The following is a 15,488-nucleotide window of genomic DNA, read 5'->3' on the forward strand; positions in this document are numbered from 1 at the left end:
TCGTCAACTTTTTTCTCGACTCGCCCGTCTTAATGATGTATACACAGAACGATATCGAAAAAAGGAGCCGCGGCCTATGACCTCTCGTCAAATGAGAAAACGGGAAAAAGCATTCGTCCGTTTTTTAAAGCAATACAAACCGAATCTCTACTGGTTAGCCTACAGTTATATGAAAAATGAACAGGATAGTCTGGATGTCATACAGGACAGCATCCAAAAAGCGTTACAGTCACTCGACCGACTAGAGGATGAGGAACGGATGAAAGCCTGGTTCTATCAGATTTTGACACGAACAGCGATTGATGCGATCCGGAAGCGTCAGCATAGTATCAGTTACGACACGGATCGACTGATCGAACTCGTCGCGACAAAAGAAGATACATACCCGGATTCCGATTTACGACAGGCGCTCGAGGAGCTACCGGTCATGTACCGGGAAGTCGTCATCTTACACTATTTCGAGGACTTGATCTTAAAAGACGTCGCGACGATTTTAGAGCTGAATTTAAGTACGACCAAGTCCCGGCTGTATAAAGGGTTGACCTTATTGAAAATGAAATTGAATGGAGATGAGTTAGATGTCGAACAAACTTGATGATCTGAAACAGGCATACCAACAACCACCGGTTCCAAAAGAACTCGATGAAATGATTGCCCGAGTCGAGCATCGGACGCGTCCTTCGAGGACGAAACGATCCGTACTGATTACAGCCGCCGCCATCACGTTATTCGTCGGCGGATTAAATAGTAATGCGTCGTTTGCGGACGCGATGGCGAAGGTGCCGGTCTTTGGTCAACTGACTGAGATCGTGACGATCGACTGGAAAGAGACGAAGACACAACAGTCGGCTGATATCAAATCCCCTCAAGTGACGTTACCGGACAAAGCACTCGAGCAACAACTAAACGAAAAGTATATTGCGGAAGGACAAGCACTCTACGAAAAGTTCAAACAGGAGACGAACGGACAGGAAGGGGTATTTGCCGTCGATAGCCGCTACGACGTTAAGACGGATACAGACGACTTGTTGTCGATCGGGCGAACCGTTACCGAGACACGGGCAAGTGCATCGGAAAGCGTTCAGTACGATACGATTGATAAGAAACAACAACTTGTCCTGACGTTACCGTCCTTGTTTAAGGATGACGGATATATCACGACGATCAGTGAGTATCTAAAAGAAGAGATGCGTCGCCAAATGAAAGCCGATGAAGGGAAGGTCTACTTCGTCGAAGGAACACCGGATGTACTGGAGGACGAGCAGTTCAAGCAGATTTCAGCGAAACAAAACTTCTATATTACGGCAGATCACAAATTAGTCCTGTCGTTTGATGAGTACAGCATCGCGCCAGGATATATGGGCATCGTCGAATTCAAGATCCCGACGTCAATCTTAAAAGATGACCTCGTCAGCTCGTCCTATATTCGTTGATTGTCAGATTTTAAAAATCATTGATGTAAAAATGAAAAAAGAAAACAATTTTTTAAAATGACCTCTTATAATCAAAAGACAAATTGTCGTTTTTTGAAAAAAGGAGGAATCCCTATGAAAAAATGGAGTCGGCTTGTACTAGCGGGTGTCGTCAGTCTCGCCTTGATCCATGTTCCAGCAGCCAGTGAAGCGGCAACGAAAGCAAAAGCCTTTAAGAACTGTACGGAAATGCAGAAGACGTACAAAGGCGGTGTCGCCAAAAAAGCGGGTCTAAAAAATCGGACAGGGTATGACAAGAACGGAAAACCGATCTATAAAGCAACGAAGTACAAGGCGTACGTGAGCCTTGCGACGTATAACTTAAACACGAAGAGCGACCGGGATAAAGACGGCATCGCGTGTGAACGTTAAATGAGTAAAAGTAGTCTTTCTCGAGCGAGAGAAAGACTACTTTTTTGTAGATGTTGGTTGTTCCTTTCAATTATGTAATCCTTAGAAATCATTATGTATGGTAGTGTTGTAGCGACAAAAGACGACAAATACGTATTGAGTAGGAGGACTACGATGCGAAAACGAGATTATCTAATTTTCTTCATTTTATTTTTTATTCTGAACCTTATTAATTTCTTAGGAACACTAGGCATGCAGGATATTTTAGCGATTGTAGTCGTCGCTATGATTGAAGCAACTATAGCTGGAACGATTACGAATCTGTTCACCCGTATCTTTTTTAAGAAAAGTTGAGACGGATTGAAGTAGTATCCTAAATCAGATCGATACATAAAAAAATAACCTGACGCTGCGGCGTCAGGTTATTTTTGCTTAGTTGAAATTTTGCTTTAAGAATGCTGTAACTTCTTCTGGTGTTTTAGCATTTGCACTGTGCAAGTGCGCCAGTTTTTTATTGTTTTTGAAGACGAGCAAGCTTGGGATTCCCATGACATCATGGTTCGATGCGATTTCAGGGAACTCATCCTTGTCGATCGTGTGGATTGGTAAGTGGTCGAATTGTGACTCGACGTCCGGCATGAAGTAATCCATCCGTTTGCAGTCCGGGCACCAGTCTGCTTCGAACTTAATGATGACCGGTGCATCACTTGAAATCAATTCCTTGAATGTTTCTTCACTCTTAATGAATTCTGCCATTGTGAGAACTCCTCCTCTTGGTGTTGTATCTTTAGTCTACCGATTCCCTTCAGAACTTGCACGAATTATGTTTGTTAAAGAGTCTGACAAGTCAAAAAAGTTGGTTGCTCTTTAAGGTAATGTTGCTGATTTTCTTTAAAAGAGCCACATGACTCAATCAAATTTGGTTTGGTATAGGGAAACATTGTTGTGTATTTGTTAATTACCTAGTTCGAAACAAAATGATTTCTCTAGACCCACTCGATTTCCGACTGGTACGATGAGGTTTGCTAATCGCAGAGAAAGTGGGGGCGACGAGAATGGAACAACAAAAATACGATAATCTAAAACGCGGCGAACGCGGTGCGATGATTAGTATCGCAGCCTATATTTTGTTATCATCATTAAAATTAATCATTGGGTATACAGCAGATTCTGCCGCACTCCGGGCGGACGGTTTGAACAACGCGACTGACATCATCGCGTCGATCGCTGTCTTGATCGGCTTACGGATTTCACAACGTCCGGCAGATGACGATCACAAGTACGGACACTGGAAAAGTGAGACGATTGCCTCGCTCGTAGCTTCCTTCATCATGATGGCAGTCGGTCTCCAAGTCTTGATCGATACAATCTCGACGTTGTTCGAAGGCAAGCAGGAATCACCTGATGTTCTTGCAGCATACGTCGGAATCGGTTCAGCTCTCGTGATGTACTTCGTCTACCGCTACAATAAGAAGTTATCCGAGGAGATTGAAAGCAAAGCCGTCATGGCAGCAGCGAAAGATAATCTATCCGATGCGTGGGTCAGTGTCGGGACGACGATTGGGATCGTCGGATCACAGTTCGGCATGCCATGGCTCGATGTCGTGACCGCGATCATCGTCGGCTTCTTGATCTGTAAGACAGCGTGGGACATCTTTACGGAAGCGTCACACGAACTGACGGATGGCTTCGATGAGAAGAAGCTGAAGATGTACGAAGATGTCATTTTCGATCTCGAAGGTGTCAAAGGGATTAAGTCAATCAAAGGACGTAATTACGGCAACAATGAAGTCGTTGATGTCGTCATCCTCGTCAACTCCACCTTGAACATCCATCAGGCGCACGATATTGCGACACGTGTTGAAGATACACTGACGGAAGAATACGGTGTCTATGATATCCATGTACACGTCGAACCCGAATGAATTCAAAAACGTCTTTTCTACGTTGACTGTAGAAAAGACGTTTTTTTATGGTTCTAATGCGATCGTCAGAGCCAGTGCCCCGTACTGTTGCTCGGCTTCCGGTGAATAGATTGCATAGGTTGACGTCACGAGTTCGTCGAGCGACCAACCAACACAGTCGATAGCTTCATTTGGGATGTGTTCATAAAGCGCTCGGAAATCAGGAAAGACTTGTCGTTTTGTCACGCGGACAAGTAGCGTCTCACTTGTTTCCGTATGGGTGAACTGAATCTGATCACCGACTTGTACCTGTTGTCGTTTTGAATCATTCAATCGAATCTCGACGGTCTTTCGTCCTTGTTCAATCGAACGAAACGGTTCTTCAAATAATCCCATTTCATGTCTCATCTATGCTCACTCCTTGTGTTCCTTGAGCATAGCAAAAACTATGTGATTTTTCACATTGCCTTTTCGTTGACAATCAAAAATAATCGGCGTAATTTAATTCATATAAGTAATTGTTCCTTTTGGAACGATTTGAAATGGAACAAGGAGGCGAAACAAGATGGATCAAACGGAAACGACCCGTTCGACTGCGATGATGCAGTCGTTTTGGAATGTCCAGCGCCATCTGGTCCGAGCAGCGCATCAGACGGCACAGGAAAACGGACTCAGTTTACCGCAATTTCATAGCTTGATGACGATTGCACCGCGTGGACCGATCTCGCAAAAAGAGCTCGCCGCACATACGCACTTACCGAAAAGTACCCTCAGTCAGTCGATTGAAGGTCTCGTCCAATCGGGCTGGGTCATTCGGGAGACGAATCCCGACAATCGACGGGAAGTCGTCTTAAAGCTTAGTGATCAAGGGCAGCAATTCGTCACTGACATCAAGGAACAAGAGAAGGGGATGCAACGTCAACTGGAGCAAGTGCTTGCGACGATTGACCCGGACGTATTCGAACAGATGCTTGAAACACACGCAGTGATTGCTGAGGGAATCGGTCAGATTTTACGTCCAGATCTGAAAGGAGGATGTTCGGATGATTAAGTTACTCAAACGGTTGACGGTCTATAAATGGGCGGTCTTTGCTGTGCTTGTCCTTGTATTTGCACAATCGATGTCCGATTTGTATTTACCGACACTGATGGCGGATATCATCGATAAAGGCGTCGTTACCGGCGATACCGCGTATATCTGGAAAATTGGTGCCGTCATGCTGGGGATTACCGGTATCGGAGCGTTAGCTGCCGTTGCCGCCAGTTATTATTCATCGAAGGCGTCGATGGGGCTCGGACGGGATATCCGTCGCCAAGTCTTTAACCATGTCGAACGTTTCTCCCTGCAAGAGTTCGACCAGGTCGGAACGGCGTCACTGATTACGCGGACGACGAACGACATCACACAAGTCCAACAAGTCGTCATCATGATGTTGCGGATGGTCGTCAGTGCACCAATCATGTTCATCGGTGGATTGATCATGGCCGTCTCAAAAGATGCCAAACTATCACTTGTCATCGTCGCGGCGATGCCGGTCCTTGTTATTTCGATCCTGTTGATTCTGTGGAAAGGCGTTCCGTTGTTTGGGAAGGTTCAAAAACGACTCGACCGTCTGAACCTCGTCTTGCGGGAGAACTTGACCGGGATTCGTGTCATCCGTGCCTTTAACCGAGAACGCGATGAACAAGTACGATTGACGAAAGCGAACGCGGATTTGACAGAAGTCTCGATCAAGGTCAATAAGATCATGGCGTTCTTAATGCCTGTCATGATGCTCGTCATGAACTTGACGGTCGTCGGTGTCATTTGGTTCGGGGGCATCCGGATCGATAATGGTGGCATGCAAATCGGGGATTTGATGGCATTCATCCAGTACGTCATGCAAATCATGTTCGCGCTCGTCATGGCGTCGGTCATGTTCGTCATGATTCCGCGGGCAGCTGTCTCGGCGAAACGGATCAATGAAGTTCTCGAGATGACACCAACGATGACAGATGAGGGGACACAAACCGCTGACCGTGAAAAAGGAACGCTCGTCTTTGATCGTGTCACGTTCCGTTACCCAGGTGCTGAGACACCTGTCTTATCCGACATCAGCTTTGCGGCACGACCAGGTGAAGTGACGGCTGTGATCGGTGGAACCGGTTCCGGTAAATCAACTCTCGTCAATTTGATTCCTCGTTTTTATGACGTGACGGAAGGAAGCATCCGGGTCAACGGTGCCGATAGCCAGGATGTACGGCAAGAGGAACTGCGGTCGAAAATCGGCTTCGTTCCTCAAAAGGCGCTACTGTTCACGGGTACGATCGCTGAAAACATTCGTTTCGGGAAAGAGGACGCGACAGACGAAGAAGTCGCGCATGCGGCGCAAATCGCACAAGCGACCGATTTCATCGAACGGATGCCGGACGGTTACGAAGCACGGATCGAACAAGGTGGATCGAACGTCTCCGGTGGGCAAAAACAACGGTTGTCGATTGCGCGAGCACTCGTTCGTCGACCAGATTTATATGTCTTTGATGACAGTTTTTCAGCGCTCGACTTTAAAACTGATGCGGCACTTCGGAAAGCCTTACGGGAAGAAACACGCGAAGCAACCGTCTTGATCGTCGCTCAGCGTGTCAGCACCGTCATCGATGCCGATCAAATCATCGTCCTGGATGAAGGGAAAGTCGCTGGAATCGGAACGCATGATGAATTGTTTGCTGACAATGCCGTCTATCAGGAAATCGTTAAGTCACAACTATCAGAGGAGGAAATCGCATGAGTGAGAAAAAACGACCTGCCGGCGGTCCTCCGCCTGGTGGTCCCGGTGGCGGAAATATGATGATGCTCGGAGAAAAACCAAAGGATTTCAAAGCAACGTTCCGTCGTCTGCTTCGGTATCTGCGTCCGCGTCGGACAGCGCTCGTTGGTGTTTTCCTTGCAGCCATCCTCAGTACGGTCTTCATGATTGCCGGTCCGAAAATCATGGGGACGGCAATCACGGAATTGTTTGAAGGGGCATATGCGAAGTTCCAAGGTGTACCGGGAGCGGCAATCGATTTCACGAAAATCGGACAGATCCTGCTCTGGCTCGCTGGACTGTATATCATCAGTAGTCTTTTCAATTACTTGCAACAGTATTTAATGTCAGGTATCGCTCAAAAAACAGTCTACGATTTACGCGAAGACGTCAATCATAAACTCGAACGCCTGCCGTTGAAATACTACGATGGTCGTCCGAACGGGGAGACGCTCAGCCGCGTGACGAACGATATCGATACGATCGGCAGTACGTTACAACAAAGTGTGACATCGTTCATCACCTCAATCGTGACAATCGTCGGGATTTTGATCATGATGTTGACGATCAGTCCGCTGTTAACACTGATTTCACTTGTCTCATTACCGGTTTCGATTTTTGCGATTCGTCCGATTTTGAAACGGTCTCAAAAATACTTTGCTGATCAACAACGGACGCTTGGACAATTGAACGGACACGTCGAAGAGATGTATACCGGACACTCAGTCGTCAAAGCGTTCGGACATGAACGCAAAGCGGTCGAGCAGTTTGATGCCGTCAACGAAGAGTTGTATGAAGCAGGACGTAAAGCACAGTTCATCTCCGGGATCATCATGCCGATGATGATGTTCATCGGAAATATCAGTTACGTCCTGATCAGTATCGTCGGCGGGATTCTCGTCACGCAACGGGCGATCTCGATCGGGGATATCCAAGCGTTCATCACCTATACACGCCAATTCACGCAACCGATCACACAGACGGCGAACATCGCGAACATCGTTCAATCGACGGTCGCAGCAGCAGAACGTGTCTTTGAATTACTAGACGAAGAAGAAGAAATCAAGGAAGTGACGACACATCGTCTCACGCAAGCTGAAGGGGCGGTCGCGTTCGAACACGTTGATTTTGGTTACGGAACCGATCTCTTGATCGAGGACATGAACATCGATGTCGCACCGGGACAAACGGTCGCGATCGTTGGACCGACGGGTGCCGGTAAGACGACGATGATCAATCTATTGATGCGCTTTTATGAGTTGAACGGGGGGACGATCCGGATTGACGGCATCGATACCCGCGAGATGTCACGCGAAGACTTACGGACGACGTTCGGGATGGTCTTACAAGATACGTGGCTTTTCAACGGTACGATCCGAGATAATCTTGCTTACGGTAAGAGTGGAGCGACCGAGGAGGAAATCATCGCTGCAGCCAAAACGGCGCACGCTGATCACTTCATCCGGACGTTGCCGGACGGGTATGATACGGTCTTGAACGAGGAAGCCTCGAACATCTCGCAAGGTCAAAAACAGCTGTTGACGATCGCTCGGGCCGTTCTTGCTGATCCGCCGATCATGATTCTCGATGAAGCGACCTCTAGTGTGGATACACGGACAGAAGTCTTCATCCAGCAAGCGATGCGTCGCTTGATGGAGGGACGGACGAGCTTCGTCATTGCCCATCGTCTCTCGACGATCAAAGATGCCGATTTGATTCTTGTCATGAATCAAGGAAGTGTCATCGAACAAGGAACACACGAAGAATTGCTCGAGGCAGATGGTTTTTATGCGGATCTGTACAACAGTCAATTCTCTGAAAAAGAAGTCGTTTGATATAAGGCAGTGTCGTCATTTAGACGATACTGCTTTTTTCCGAAATGATTGCTGTAGCAGTGTATACTCACATATAGTAAACATCCAGTTTTTGTAGGAGAAACAAGAAACGCCACATTCTGGTACTGACAAGGGTTTAATAAATCCTTTAGCTGGGGAAATTAAAGAAGTGTCAGAAATATATAATTTTATTTAGGTGAAGGAGTGTGGCAGGATGAATAACATTTGGAACGGAACGTCGTTGAACTTGAACGGCATTCTCGGATCACTCGGCAACTTGCTTGGAGCGATCATCATTTTCTTGATTGGATGGCTCATTGCCAAGCTGATCGCGAACGGGGTTCAAAAAGCGTTAGAGAAGTCTGGGGTCGTCAATAAGTTGTCACCTCAAAAAGAAGGTACGCCACCAAAGAAGAAAAAGTGGACACCTGAAAAAATCATCGGGACCGTCGTCTTTTGGGTTCTCATGGTCTTCGTTCTTATCTTGGTCTTCAACATCCTTGATCTGAACATCATTGCTGGACCACTTGCGGATACGATGAGTACATTACTCGCGGCAATCCCGAACATCTTGAAAGCAGCTCTCATCCTTCTCTTGGCATACGTCATCGCGGTCGTTCTTCGCATGATCATCGTCAAAGCAGGAACGAAGCTGATGGCGAACGACAAAGTGCGTTCGAACAAGATGCTTCAAGGTCAGACGGATCTTTCAGCTTATCCAAAAGTAGCAGGGGAGATCGTCTTCTACCTCGTCTTGCTTCTGTTCCTACCGGGTGTACTCGGTGCGTTGAACATTGAGAGTGTCTCACAACCGTTCAGCCAATTGTTATCGTCATTCCTTGGATTCATTCCACGCTTGATTGCTGCGGCAGCCATCTTCTTCGTCGGCTTCCTCGTAGCGAAAATCGTCCGCGATATCGTGACGAATTTCCTTCATGCTGTTGGAACAGATAAATTCGCAGCTCGCTTCAATCTTGGATCAACGGATCAAAAAGATGCGAAATCACTTTCGTCGATTCTCGGAACAGTCGTCTTCATCTTGATTCTGATTCCAATCACGATTTCAGCACTTGATCAATTGAACATTAAAGGAATCACAGGACCAGCGATCAACATGTTGAACGATGTCCTTGGTATGATTCCGAACATCATCGTTGGTGTCGTTCTAATTCTTGTCGGTCTTTACGTCGGACGTTTCATCAAGAAATTCGTTACGGATCTCTTATCACGTCTTGGATTCAACAACCTGACACGTCACTTGAAGATCGGTTCATGGGATGCGAACCAAGCTTCTACATCACCAGCTTCAATCGTAGGTGCACTCGTTGAGATCGTCATCGTCGTTCTCTTCGTCGTCGAAGCATTCAACTTGATTGGTCTTGACTTCATGGTCGACCTCGGTCGTGCCGTCCTTGCGTTCTTACCGAGCGTCTTGACAGCGATCATCATTCTCGCAATCGGGATCATCGTCAGTAACCTCGTCAAACGTACGATGGACAGCTTGTTCGGCAACTCTGAACTAAAAGTCCTCTCAAGCGTTGCGAAGTATGCGATTCTTGCACTTGCTGTCTTCATGGCACTTGATCAATTGGGTGTTGCGGATACGATTGTCAACTCAGCCTTCATCTTGATCCTTGGAGCACTTGCGCTTGCTTTCGGTCTTGCCTTTGGTCTTGGTGGACGTGATAATGCATCGCGTTACCTCGATCGTCTGCAAAAGAAAGCAGAGAACACGGAAGTCGACACATCGAACCTTCCAAGTAAGTCAGCATCGACTTCTTCATCACCGAGCTTGAAAGATGCAGCAAAAGGTGCAGCTTCACAAGCAGCAGATGATGTCACACCAGATCGTGCACCACGTTCAGCGCGCTCTTCTTCAACAGATGAGACGACACATGGTACACCAAAAGGTGCATTGCCAGAAAACGATTTAGCACAGCAAGATGATTACCCGATCGATCCAGATGATCATAAAGGTCCTAACCTCGATCATCCAAACGATCGTCCGTAATACGAGTACATCCTTTCCTCTCATTTTGAGGAAAGGGTGTTTTTGCGTTGACGCATCAAAGCGTTGTCGCATTTTCACAAAAGTGGTTTGACCACTTTGTGAAAAAATACAGAAAAAAAGACTTATCGAACCTGACATCGTTTGTTATGATAAGAAAGTCAATTACCTCAATGATTTGAATATTCAGAAAAAAGAGAAAAGTTCGGAGGATGAAACATGAGTTTGCTTCGCAAGAAAGATGTCAGTGTGATGATGGACATGAAACAACATTCCAAACTGGCACGTCACTTATCAGGGTTTGACCTTATTTTACTTGGAATCGGTGCCATCATCGGTACCGGGATTTTCGTTCTGACAGGAACGGGCGCTCTTTATGCAGGACCTGCTTTACCGATCTCATTTATTATTTCCGCTATCGTCTGTGCGCTCGCAGCCCTTTGTTATGCTGAATTCTCGTCGATGATTCCCGTCTCAGGTAGTGTATATACGTATACATACGCAACGATTGGGGAAGTCGTGGCTTGGATCATCGGCTGGTGTCTCATTTTAGAATACGGACTCGCTTCGAGTGCCGTTGCGACCGGCTGGTCAGGGTACTTCCAGTCACTGTTAGCAGGCTTTGGTCTCCATTTACCGACAGCTTTAACAGCTGCTCCAGGTGCTGTACCAGGAAGCGAAACGTTCTTTAACTTACCAGCGTTCTTGATTCTGATGGTCATCACGCTCTTGCTTTCGCTTGGGATTAAAGAGACAAAACGCGTCAACAACATCATGGTACTTGTCAAAGTTGCCGTCGTCGTCTTGTTCATCGTCGTCGGGATCTGGTATATCGAACCAGGCAACTACAAGCCGTTTGCGCCGTTCGGTATGAGCGGTGTCCTGCAAGCATCAGCGATTGCCTTCTTCGCTTATCTTGGATTTGATGCCGTCACATCGGCAGCAGAAGAAGTCAAAAACCCGGGACGTAACTTACCGATTGGGATTCTAGGATCGCTTGCGATCGTTACCGTTTTGTACGTCGTGGTCTCTGCTATCATGGTCGGAATCGTTCCATTCAAACAGTTTGAAGGTGTTGATAGCCCAGTATCCCTTGCCTTAAAAGTGGCTGGCCAAGACTGGGTCGCTGGATTCGTTGACTTAGGAGCCATCGTTGGTATGACGACGGTCATCCTCGTCATGACATTTGGTCTCGTCCGTCTCTTGTTCGCGATGAGCCGTGACGGATTATTACCGAAAGTCTTCTCAGACGTCAATGAAAAGTCACACACACCAGTTAAAGCGACTTGGATTCTCGGAACGACTGCTGGTTTAATCGCTGGATTCGTGCCGCTTGGTACACTTGCTGAATTGATCAACATCGGAACACTAGCAGCCTTCTCGCTCATCTCGATCGCGGTCATCGTCCTACGCCGGACGCGTCCCGATTTGAAGCGCGCCTTTAAGGTTCCGTTCGTCCCAGTCTTACCGATTTTGTCAGTCCTTGCTTGTATCATGCTCATGTTCAACTTACAACCATTCACGTGGATTGCCTTCTTTGTCTGGACAGCCATTGGATTACTGTTGTACTTCGGATATGGACGCAAGCGTTCGAAACTCCATCAATGAATCGACTAACACCCTTGGCGACAAGGGTGTTTTTGTATGCAGGAAATGAGGCGAACGAAAGCGAAACAGCTCAGTGGAAAAGGAGGTTTTTCGATGATTCATATTCAACGCGCACCTGGCGTAAAAACGGCGTACAAAGCGATGCAGGATGGATTCCAAGATTATTTGATTCCACTGCACTTATCGGAAGCAGAATTCCAAGAGCGCATCATCGAACGAGACGGGAACCAATTGGAGCATTCATTCGTTGCCTATCATGGAGAAATACCGGTCGGTCTCTGGCTGAACGGTTGGAAGGAGATCGAGGGTCAACGCATCATGCGGTGTGGGGGACTGGGGATTTCACCACAATATCGTCGTCTTGGGATCGCGAAAGCCTTGTATCAAGCACAACTGAGCCATGCTAAAGAAATCGGAATGGATGGTCTGATGCTTGAAGTCATTCAAGGGAACGATCCGGCAATTCGCTTGTATGAATCGCTTCACTATACGATTGTTGGAGAAATCGGATATTTTCATTTAACGGATGAACGTCAAGAAGCCGCTCTGCCGACGATCGAAGAAGTGGAGTTTTTAAAACAATACCATGGACAAGGGGAATACATCTGGCAGCAAGATCCTCATGTCATGCAGCAATTACAAACGGATTATTACCAATTAGAAGCAAGTGTAGTGGCAGTAGCCGGATCATCTCTCTTGTCAGTCGTAGGTCCAGCAGAACAAAAAGCACGACATGCGACAGAAGTCGTCCGTCGTTTACCGGGAACGACCTACCATTATCAATCAACAGATGTGCAGGTTTGGGAGGCGTTACGTTCTGAAGGGTGGACTCAGCGGGATTTGAAACAATACATCATGCGTCAGTCGCTATAAACAAAAACCGCTGCTATTCATTTAGCGGCGGTTTTTGTAGTCTTCAATCATTCGAGCGTGAGAACCGACTAAGTGATCGGGTAAGTCATCAAGCGGGACGAACTGGAGATTGATGCTTTCATCACTTTGTTTTAACATTCCAATCGGATGTTCACCGATATAGGCGAGGGTGACGCTTTGAAAGACGTCTCCGTTCGCTAACGTCGTCACGTATTGCGGACCGGAGTAGACATCGAGTAACGTTAATCGTTTTACCTCTAAGCCAGTCTCTTCTTTAAGCTCTCGACGCGCGGTCTCTTCCGGTGATTCCGCCCATTCCATCAATCCTCCTGGTAAACCAAAGCGGGCTTGTGTTTCGTTTCGTTGTTCGAGCAAAATGTGTTCATTTTGTACGACGAGGACGACGGAACCGACAAGAATGACTGGGTCATGACCGATTTTTTGACGTAACTGCTCGACATAATTCATTTCAGTGCTCCTTGGTGGAACGGACAGCCGGTCACGGGCGCTGTCTGTGTTGATTTCGGAAAGAAGTTCGGTCGTTTGATTTCCGGGTCGTAATCCTTATGGAACATATGCGTCGTTGCACCACTCATCGGTGGCACGAGCCAGGACCATTCCCCGGTGACATCACGACCGCACGCGGCTTCATTTTTTTCAAAACGAGCGAACTGTTTCGCAGCCGTATGGTGATCAACGATCGTAACACCGGCGCGTTCGAACGATTCAAGTACGGCGATGTTCAGTTCGACGAGCGCTCGGTCTTTCCAAAGCGAACGTTCACGCGAGGTATTCAAACCGAGTTGTGTCGCGACGAGCGGTAACAGATCGTAACGATCCGTATCGGCGAGGTTACGGGCACCGATTTCTGTTCCCATGTACCATCCGTTGAACGGGGCACACGGATAGACGATGCCACCGATCTCGAGCTGCATGTCGGCAATCATCGGCACGGCATACCAGCGGACTTCGCGACCACCGAACAGGTCATAGTCAGGATGTGTGATGCTGACTTCGAGCACGAACTCATCTGGAATCGGATGCAGGCTGACTTGTCCATCGAGTTCAATCAAGAGGGGCAGGATATCAAAGGGTGTATGCGCTCCGGTCCAGCCAAGTGCTTCACATTGTCGCGTCAGTTGGATCGAAGCCGGATCACCGATGATTCCTGTTGCGGTCTCATAACCAGCGTAGCGGATCAGTTGATGATTATGCAGCCGGACACGTGTCGGATGGAAAATCGTGATCGTCGAGCGAATTCGTCCCTCGTTCGTCGCGAACCGGATATGCTCAAATAACGCGTCGCGGACCGCTTCAACGGTCAACGCATCCCGCGCGTCAAAGACATGGAGTTGTTCCCAAAAGAGACGTCCGACACATCGGTTACTGTTCCGCCAAGCGAGCTTGGCACCGAACGCTAGCTCGGAAGCCGTCTGTTCGTACGTTCCTGTTGTTTCAATCGAACGGATGACTTCTTGCTGACGTCCGGCCATTTCGGGGTATTGCTCTATATAAGAAGTAAAGAAGCGTTCTGCTTCGGTTTGAATGAGTGAGTACACGAATCGAAATCCTTTCTAAAAAACAAGCACGATACAATCTCTGTTCCTAGTGTACCCCGCGCAGAACCGAAGCGCCAAACTTGAATGATGTATAAGGTTGTTATAAGTTCAAAAGACTTCCAAAAGTTTAAAGGAGGTATGAAATGGGGGATAGTGTAGAGAATTAGTTGAAAGTGAGGAAATTTGTATGTCTTTAATCAAACCTGTATTTGCCCGTTTTTTTGGTGAAGCCTTTTTTGATAAATCGGCTCAGCTCGCCTATTATCTGATGTTGTCCTTATTCCCGTTCTTATTATTCGTAGTTGGGATCGTCTCGTTCTTACCGTTTACGTCCGATAACGTGCTGGATTTAATTCGACCGTTTGCTCCGGCAGAAACGTATGATTTGATTCAGCGGAACGTCGTTGGAATCTTTGATCAAGGCGGATTCAAACTTGCCTCGATCAGTTTTCTCGCCGCCTTTTGGCTTGCTTCGATGTCGGTCCAGTCACTTGTCCGCTCGCTAAACGATGCGCTCGAAGTGACACGAAAAGCGCCATTCTGGCGCGGACTGTTGCAAGACTTCGCTTTTACGATCGGGATGATGATCATCTTACCGATTTCATTGATTGTTCCGATTTCAGAAAAGTTAACACGGCGTTTCATCAACCACTTTGCAATCGTCGCTGATTTCGTGACGAACTATTCGTGGATCTGGTTCTTATTCCGCTGGGGACTCGGGACGTTGTTCTTACTTGTCTTTTTCATCTTATTGTATCGGATTTTACCGAGTGTCCGACTAACGGTTCGTCAAGTACTCCCTGGAGCCATTTTTGCGACGATCGCTTGGCAAGTCGTTTCGGAATTCTTCTCTTACTATGCTGAGTTCGGGAGTTACGATCGTCTTTACGGTCAGCTTGCCGGAATCATCGTCTTGATGACGTGGTTCTATTTGTCCGCTGTCGTCCTGATGTTAGGGGGATTGATGAATGCGGAACGCATGCGTCAGAAAAAAGAGGCAAAAATCATGAAACCACAAAAAATCAAAGAAGAAAGCGTGCGTTAATCATTGAGCACGCACAAAAGCAGCTGACGATGTGTCAGCTGCTTTTT

At 47.2% G+C, this 15,488-nt stretch carries 16 protein-coding genes; 12 read left to right on the plus strand and 4 right to left on the minus strand.

The window, feature by feature from the left end; all coding sequences use genetic code 11:
• Positions 1–76: 76 nt before the first annotated feature.
• From AYO36_RS12080 to AYO36_RS12095, 4 genes are all read left to right on the plus strand, one after another.
• Positions 77–595 carry an RNA polymerase sigma factor SigV gene (locus AYO36_RS12080; RefSeq protein ID WP_082874247.1) on the plus strand — a complete coding sequence of 173 codons (519 nt, stop codon included), beginning with the start codon at positions 77–79 and terminating at the stop codon, positions 593–595.
• On the plus strand, positions 579–1,433 hold the full coding sequence (gene rsiV / locus AYO36_RS12085) for an anti-sigma-V factor RsiV (protein WP_064300569.1): 855 nt from the start codon (positions 579–581) through the stop codon (positions 1,431–1,433). Before AYO36_RS12080 ends, rsiV begins: the two co-directional genes overlap by 17 nt.
• A gap of 114 nt (positions 1,434–1,547) precedes the next feature.
• A complete protein-coding gene (locus tag AYO36_RS12090; RefSeq protein WP_029343294.1) occupies positions 1,548–1,844 on the plus strand; it encodes an excalibur calcium-binding domain-containing protein in 297 nt (98 codons plus the stop codon).
• A 153-nt stretch (positions 1,845–1,997) separates the two neighbouring features.
• Complete coding sequence (locus AYO36_RS12095) at positions 1,998–2,177, plus strand: hypothetical protein (RefSeq protein WP_064300570.1); 180 nt, start codon at positions 1,998–2,000, stop codon at positions 2,175–2,177.
• Between the two features lie 78 nt (positions 2,178–2,255).
• Here AYO36_RS12095 and AYO36_RS12100 read toward each other — a convergent pair whose 3' ends face one another.
• Positions 2,256–2,579: a thioredoxin family protein gene (locus AYO36_RS12100; protein ID WP_064300571.1), complete on the minus strand. Its 324-nt coding sequence runs from the start codon at positions 2,577–2,579 to the stop codon at positions 2,256–2,258.
• 299 nt (positions 2,580–2,878) lie between these two features.
• Here AYO36_RS12100 and AYO36_RS12105 point away from each other — a divergent pair, with 299 nt between their 5' ends.
• Positions 2,879–3,748, plus strand: a complete 870-nt coding sequence (locus tag AYO36_RS12105; protein WP_053452503.1) for a cation diffusion facilitator family transporter — start codon at positions 2,879–2,881, stop codon at positions 3,746–3,748.
• Between the two features lie 45 nt (positions 3,749–3,793).
• Here the strand turns inward: AYO36_RS12105 and AYO36_RS12110 are convergent, their stop codons facing one another.
• A complete protein-coding gene (locus tag AYO36_RS12110) occupies positions 3,794–4,135 on the minus strand; it encodes an ASCH domain-containing protein (protein WP_064300572.1) in 342 nt (113 codons plus the stop codon).
• A gap of 157 nt (positions 4,136–4,292) precedes the next feature.
• On the opposite strand from AYO36_RS12110, the gene AYO36_RS12115 reads away from it, so the two are divergent.
• From AYO36_RS12115 to AYO36_RS12140, 6 genes are all read left to right on the plus strand, one after another.
• Complete coding sequence (locus AYO36_RS12115; protein WP_029343299.1) at positions 4,293–4,778, plus strand: MarR family winged helix-turn-helix transcriptional regulator; 486 nt, start codon at positions 4,293–4,295, stop codon at positions 4,776–4,778.
• The gene (locus tag AYO36_RS12120) at positions 4,771–6,495 is read left to right on the plus strand and encodes an ABC transporter ATP-binding protein (RefSeq protein ID WP_064300573.1); all 1,725 of its coding nucleotides are present in this window, start codon (positions 4,771–4,773) and stop codon (positions 6,493–6,495) included. Before AYO36_RS12115 ends, AYO36_RS12120 begins: the two co-directional genes overlap by 8 nt.
• Positions 6,492–8,348 carry an ABC transporter ATP-binding protein gene (locus AYO36_RS12125; protein WP_053452507.1) on the plus strand — a complete coding sequence of 619 codons (1,857 nt, stop codon included), beginning with the start codon at positions 6,492–6,494 and terminating at the stop codon, positions 8,346–8,348. The genes AYO36_RS12120 and AYO36_RS12125 overlap by 4 nt, the downstream gene beginning before the upstream one ends.
• A gap of 214 nt (positions 8,349–8,562) precedes the next feature.
• Positions 8,563–10,359: a mechanosensitive ion channel gene (locus AYO36_RS12130; RefSeq protein ID WP_050678922.1), complete on the plus strand. Its 1,797-nt coding sequence runs from the start codon at positions 8,563–8,565 to the stop codon at positions 10,357–10,359.
• Between the two features lie 216 nt (positions 10,360–10,575).
• Positions 10,576–11,964: a branched-chain amino acid transporter BcaP gene (bcaP, locus tag AYO36_RS12135; RefSeq protein ID WP_023466930.1), complete on the plus strand. Its 1,389-nt coding sequence runs from the start codon at positions 10,576–10,578 to the stop codon at positions 11,962–11,964.
• A 93-nt stretch (positions 11,965–12,057) separates the two neighbouring features.
• Complete coding sequence (locus tag AYO36_RS12140; RefSeq protein WP_193748177.1) at positions 12,058–12,837, plus strand: GNAT family N-acetyltransferase; 780 nt, start codon at positions 12,058–12,060, stop codon at positions 12,835–12,837.
• 21 nt (positions 12,838–12,858) lie between these two features.
• Here AYO36_RS12140 and AYO36_RS12145 read toward each other — a convergent pair whose 3' ends face one another.
• Both AYO36_RS12145 and AYO36_RS12150 read right to left on the minus strand, forming a co-directional pair.
• Complete coding sequence (locus AYO36_RS12145; RefSeq protein WP_064300574.1) at positions 12,859–13,305, minus strand: NUDIX hydrolase; 447 nt, start codon at positions 13,303–13,305, stop codon at positions 12,859–12,861.
• Entirely contained in the window at positions 13,302–14,396 is a 1,095-nt protein-coding gene (locus tag AYO36_RS12150; RefSeq protein ID WP_064300575.1) for a nitric oxide synthase oxygenase, read from the minus strand. Before AYO36_RS12150 ends, AYO36_RS12145 begins: the two co-directional genes overlap by 4 nt.
• Before the next feature lie 187 nt (positions 14,397–14,583).
• Between AYO36_RS12150 and AYO36_RS12155 the strand changes: the two genes are divergently transcribed.
• Entirely contained in the window at positions 14,584–15,441 is an 858-nt protein-coding gene (locus tag AYO36_RS12155; RefSeq protein ID WP_023466934.1) for a YihY/virulence factor BrkB family protein, read from the plus strand.
• Positions 15,442–15,488 lie beyond the last annotated feature (47 nt).

It is taken from the genome of Exiguobacterium sp. KKBO11, from assembly GCF_001644945.1.
GTDB classification, from domain to species: domain Bacteria; phylum Bacillota; class Bacilli; order Exiguobacteriales; family Exiguobacteriaceae; genus Exiguobacterium_A; species Exiguobacterium_A abrahamii.

Excerpts from the sequence above, each read along its gene's own strand:
- bcaP (WP_023466930.1), top strand. The coding sequence starts at position 10,576 with ATGAGTTTGCTTCGCAAGAAAGATGTCAGTGTGATGATGGACATGAAA.
- AYO36_RS12140 (WP_193748177.1), top strand. The coding sequence starts at position 12,058 with ATGATTCATATTCAACGCGCACCTGGCGTAAAAACGGCGTACAAAGCG.
- AYO36_RS12080 (WP_082874247.1), top strand. The coding sequence starts at position 77 with ATGACCTCTCGTCAAATGAGAAAACGGGAAAAAGCATTCGTCCGTTTT.
- AYO36_RS12155 (WP_023466934.1), top strand. The coding sequence starts at position 14,584 with ATGTCTTTAATCAAACCTGTATTTGCCCGTTTTTTTGGTGAAGCCTTT.
- AYO36_RS12090 (WP_029343294.1), top strand. The coding sequence starts at position 1,548 with ATGAAAAAATGGAGTCGGCTTGTACTAGCGGGTGTCGTCAGTCTCGCC.
- AYO36_RS12145 (WP_064300574.1), bottom strand. The coding sequence starts at position 13,305 with ATGAATTATGTCGAGCAGTTACGTCAAAAAATCGGTCATGACCCAGTC.
- AYO36_RS12130 (WP_050678922.1), top strand. The coding sequence starts at position 8,563 with ATGAATAACATTTGGAACGGAACGTCGTTGAACTTGAACGGCATTCTC.
- rsiV (WP_064300569.1), top strand. The coding sequence starts at position 579 with ATGTCGAACAAACTTGATGATCTGAAACAGGCATACCAACAACCACCG.
- AYO36_RS12115 (WP_029343299.1), top strand. The coding sequence starts at position 4,293 with ATGGATCAAACGGAAACGACCCGTTCGACTGCGATGATGCAGTCGTTT.
- AYO36_RS12110 (WP_064300572.1), bottom strand. The coding sequence starts at position 4,135 with ATGAGACATGAAATGGGATTATTTGAAGAACCGTTTCGTTCGATTGAA.
- AYO36_RS12105 (WP_053452503.1), top strand. The coding sequence starts at position 2,879 with ATGGAACAACAAAAATACGATAATCTAAAACGCGGCGAACGCGGTGCG.
- AYO36_RS12120 (WP_064300573.1), top strand. The coding sequence starts at position 4,771 with ATGATTAAGTTACTCAAACGGTTGACGGTCTATAAATGGGCGGTCTTT.
- AYO36_RS12100 (WP_064300571.1), bottom strand. The coding sequence starts at position 2,579 with ATGGCAGAATTCATTAAGAGTGAAGAAACATTCAAGGAATTGATTTCA.
- AYO36_RS12125 (WP_053452507.1), top strand. The coding sequence starts at position 6,492 with ATGAGTGAGAAAAAACGACCTGCCGGCGGTCCTCCGCCTGGTGGTCCC.
- AYO36_RS12095 (WP_064300570.1), top strand. The coding sequence starts at position 1,998 with ATGCGAAAACGAGATTATCTAATTTTCTTCATTTTATTTTTTATTCTG.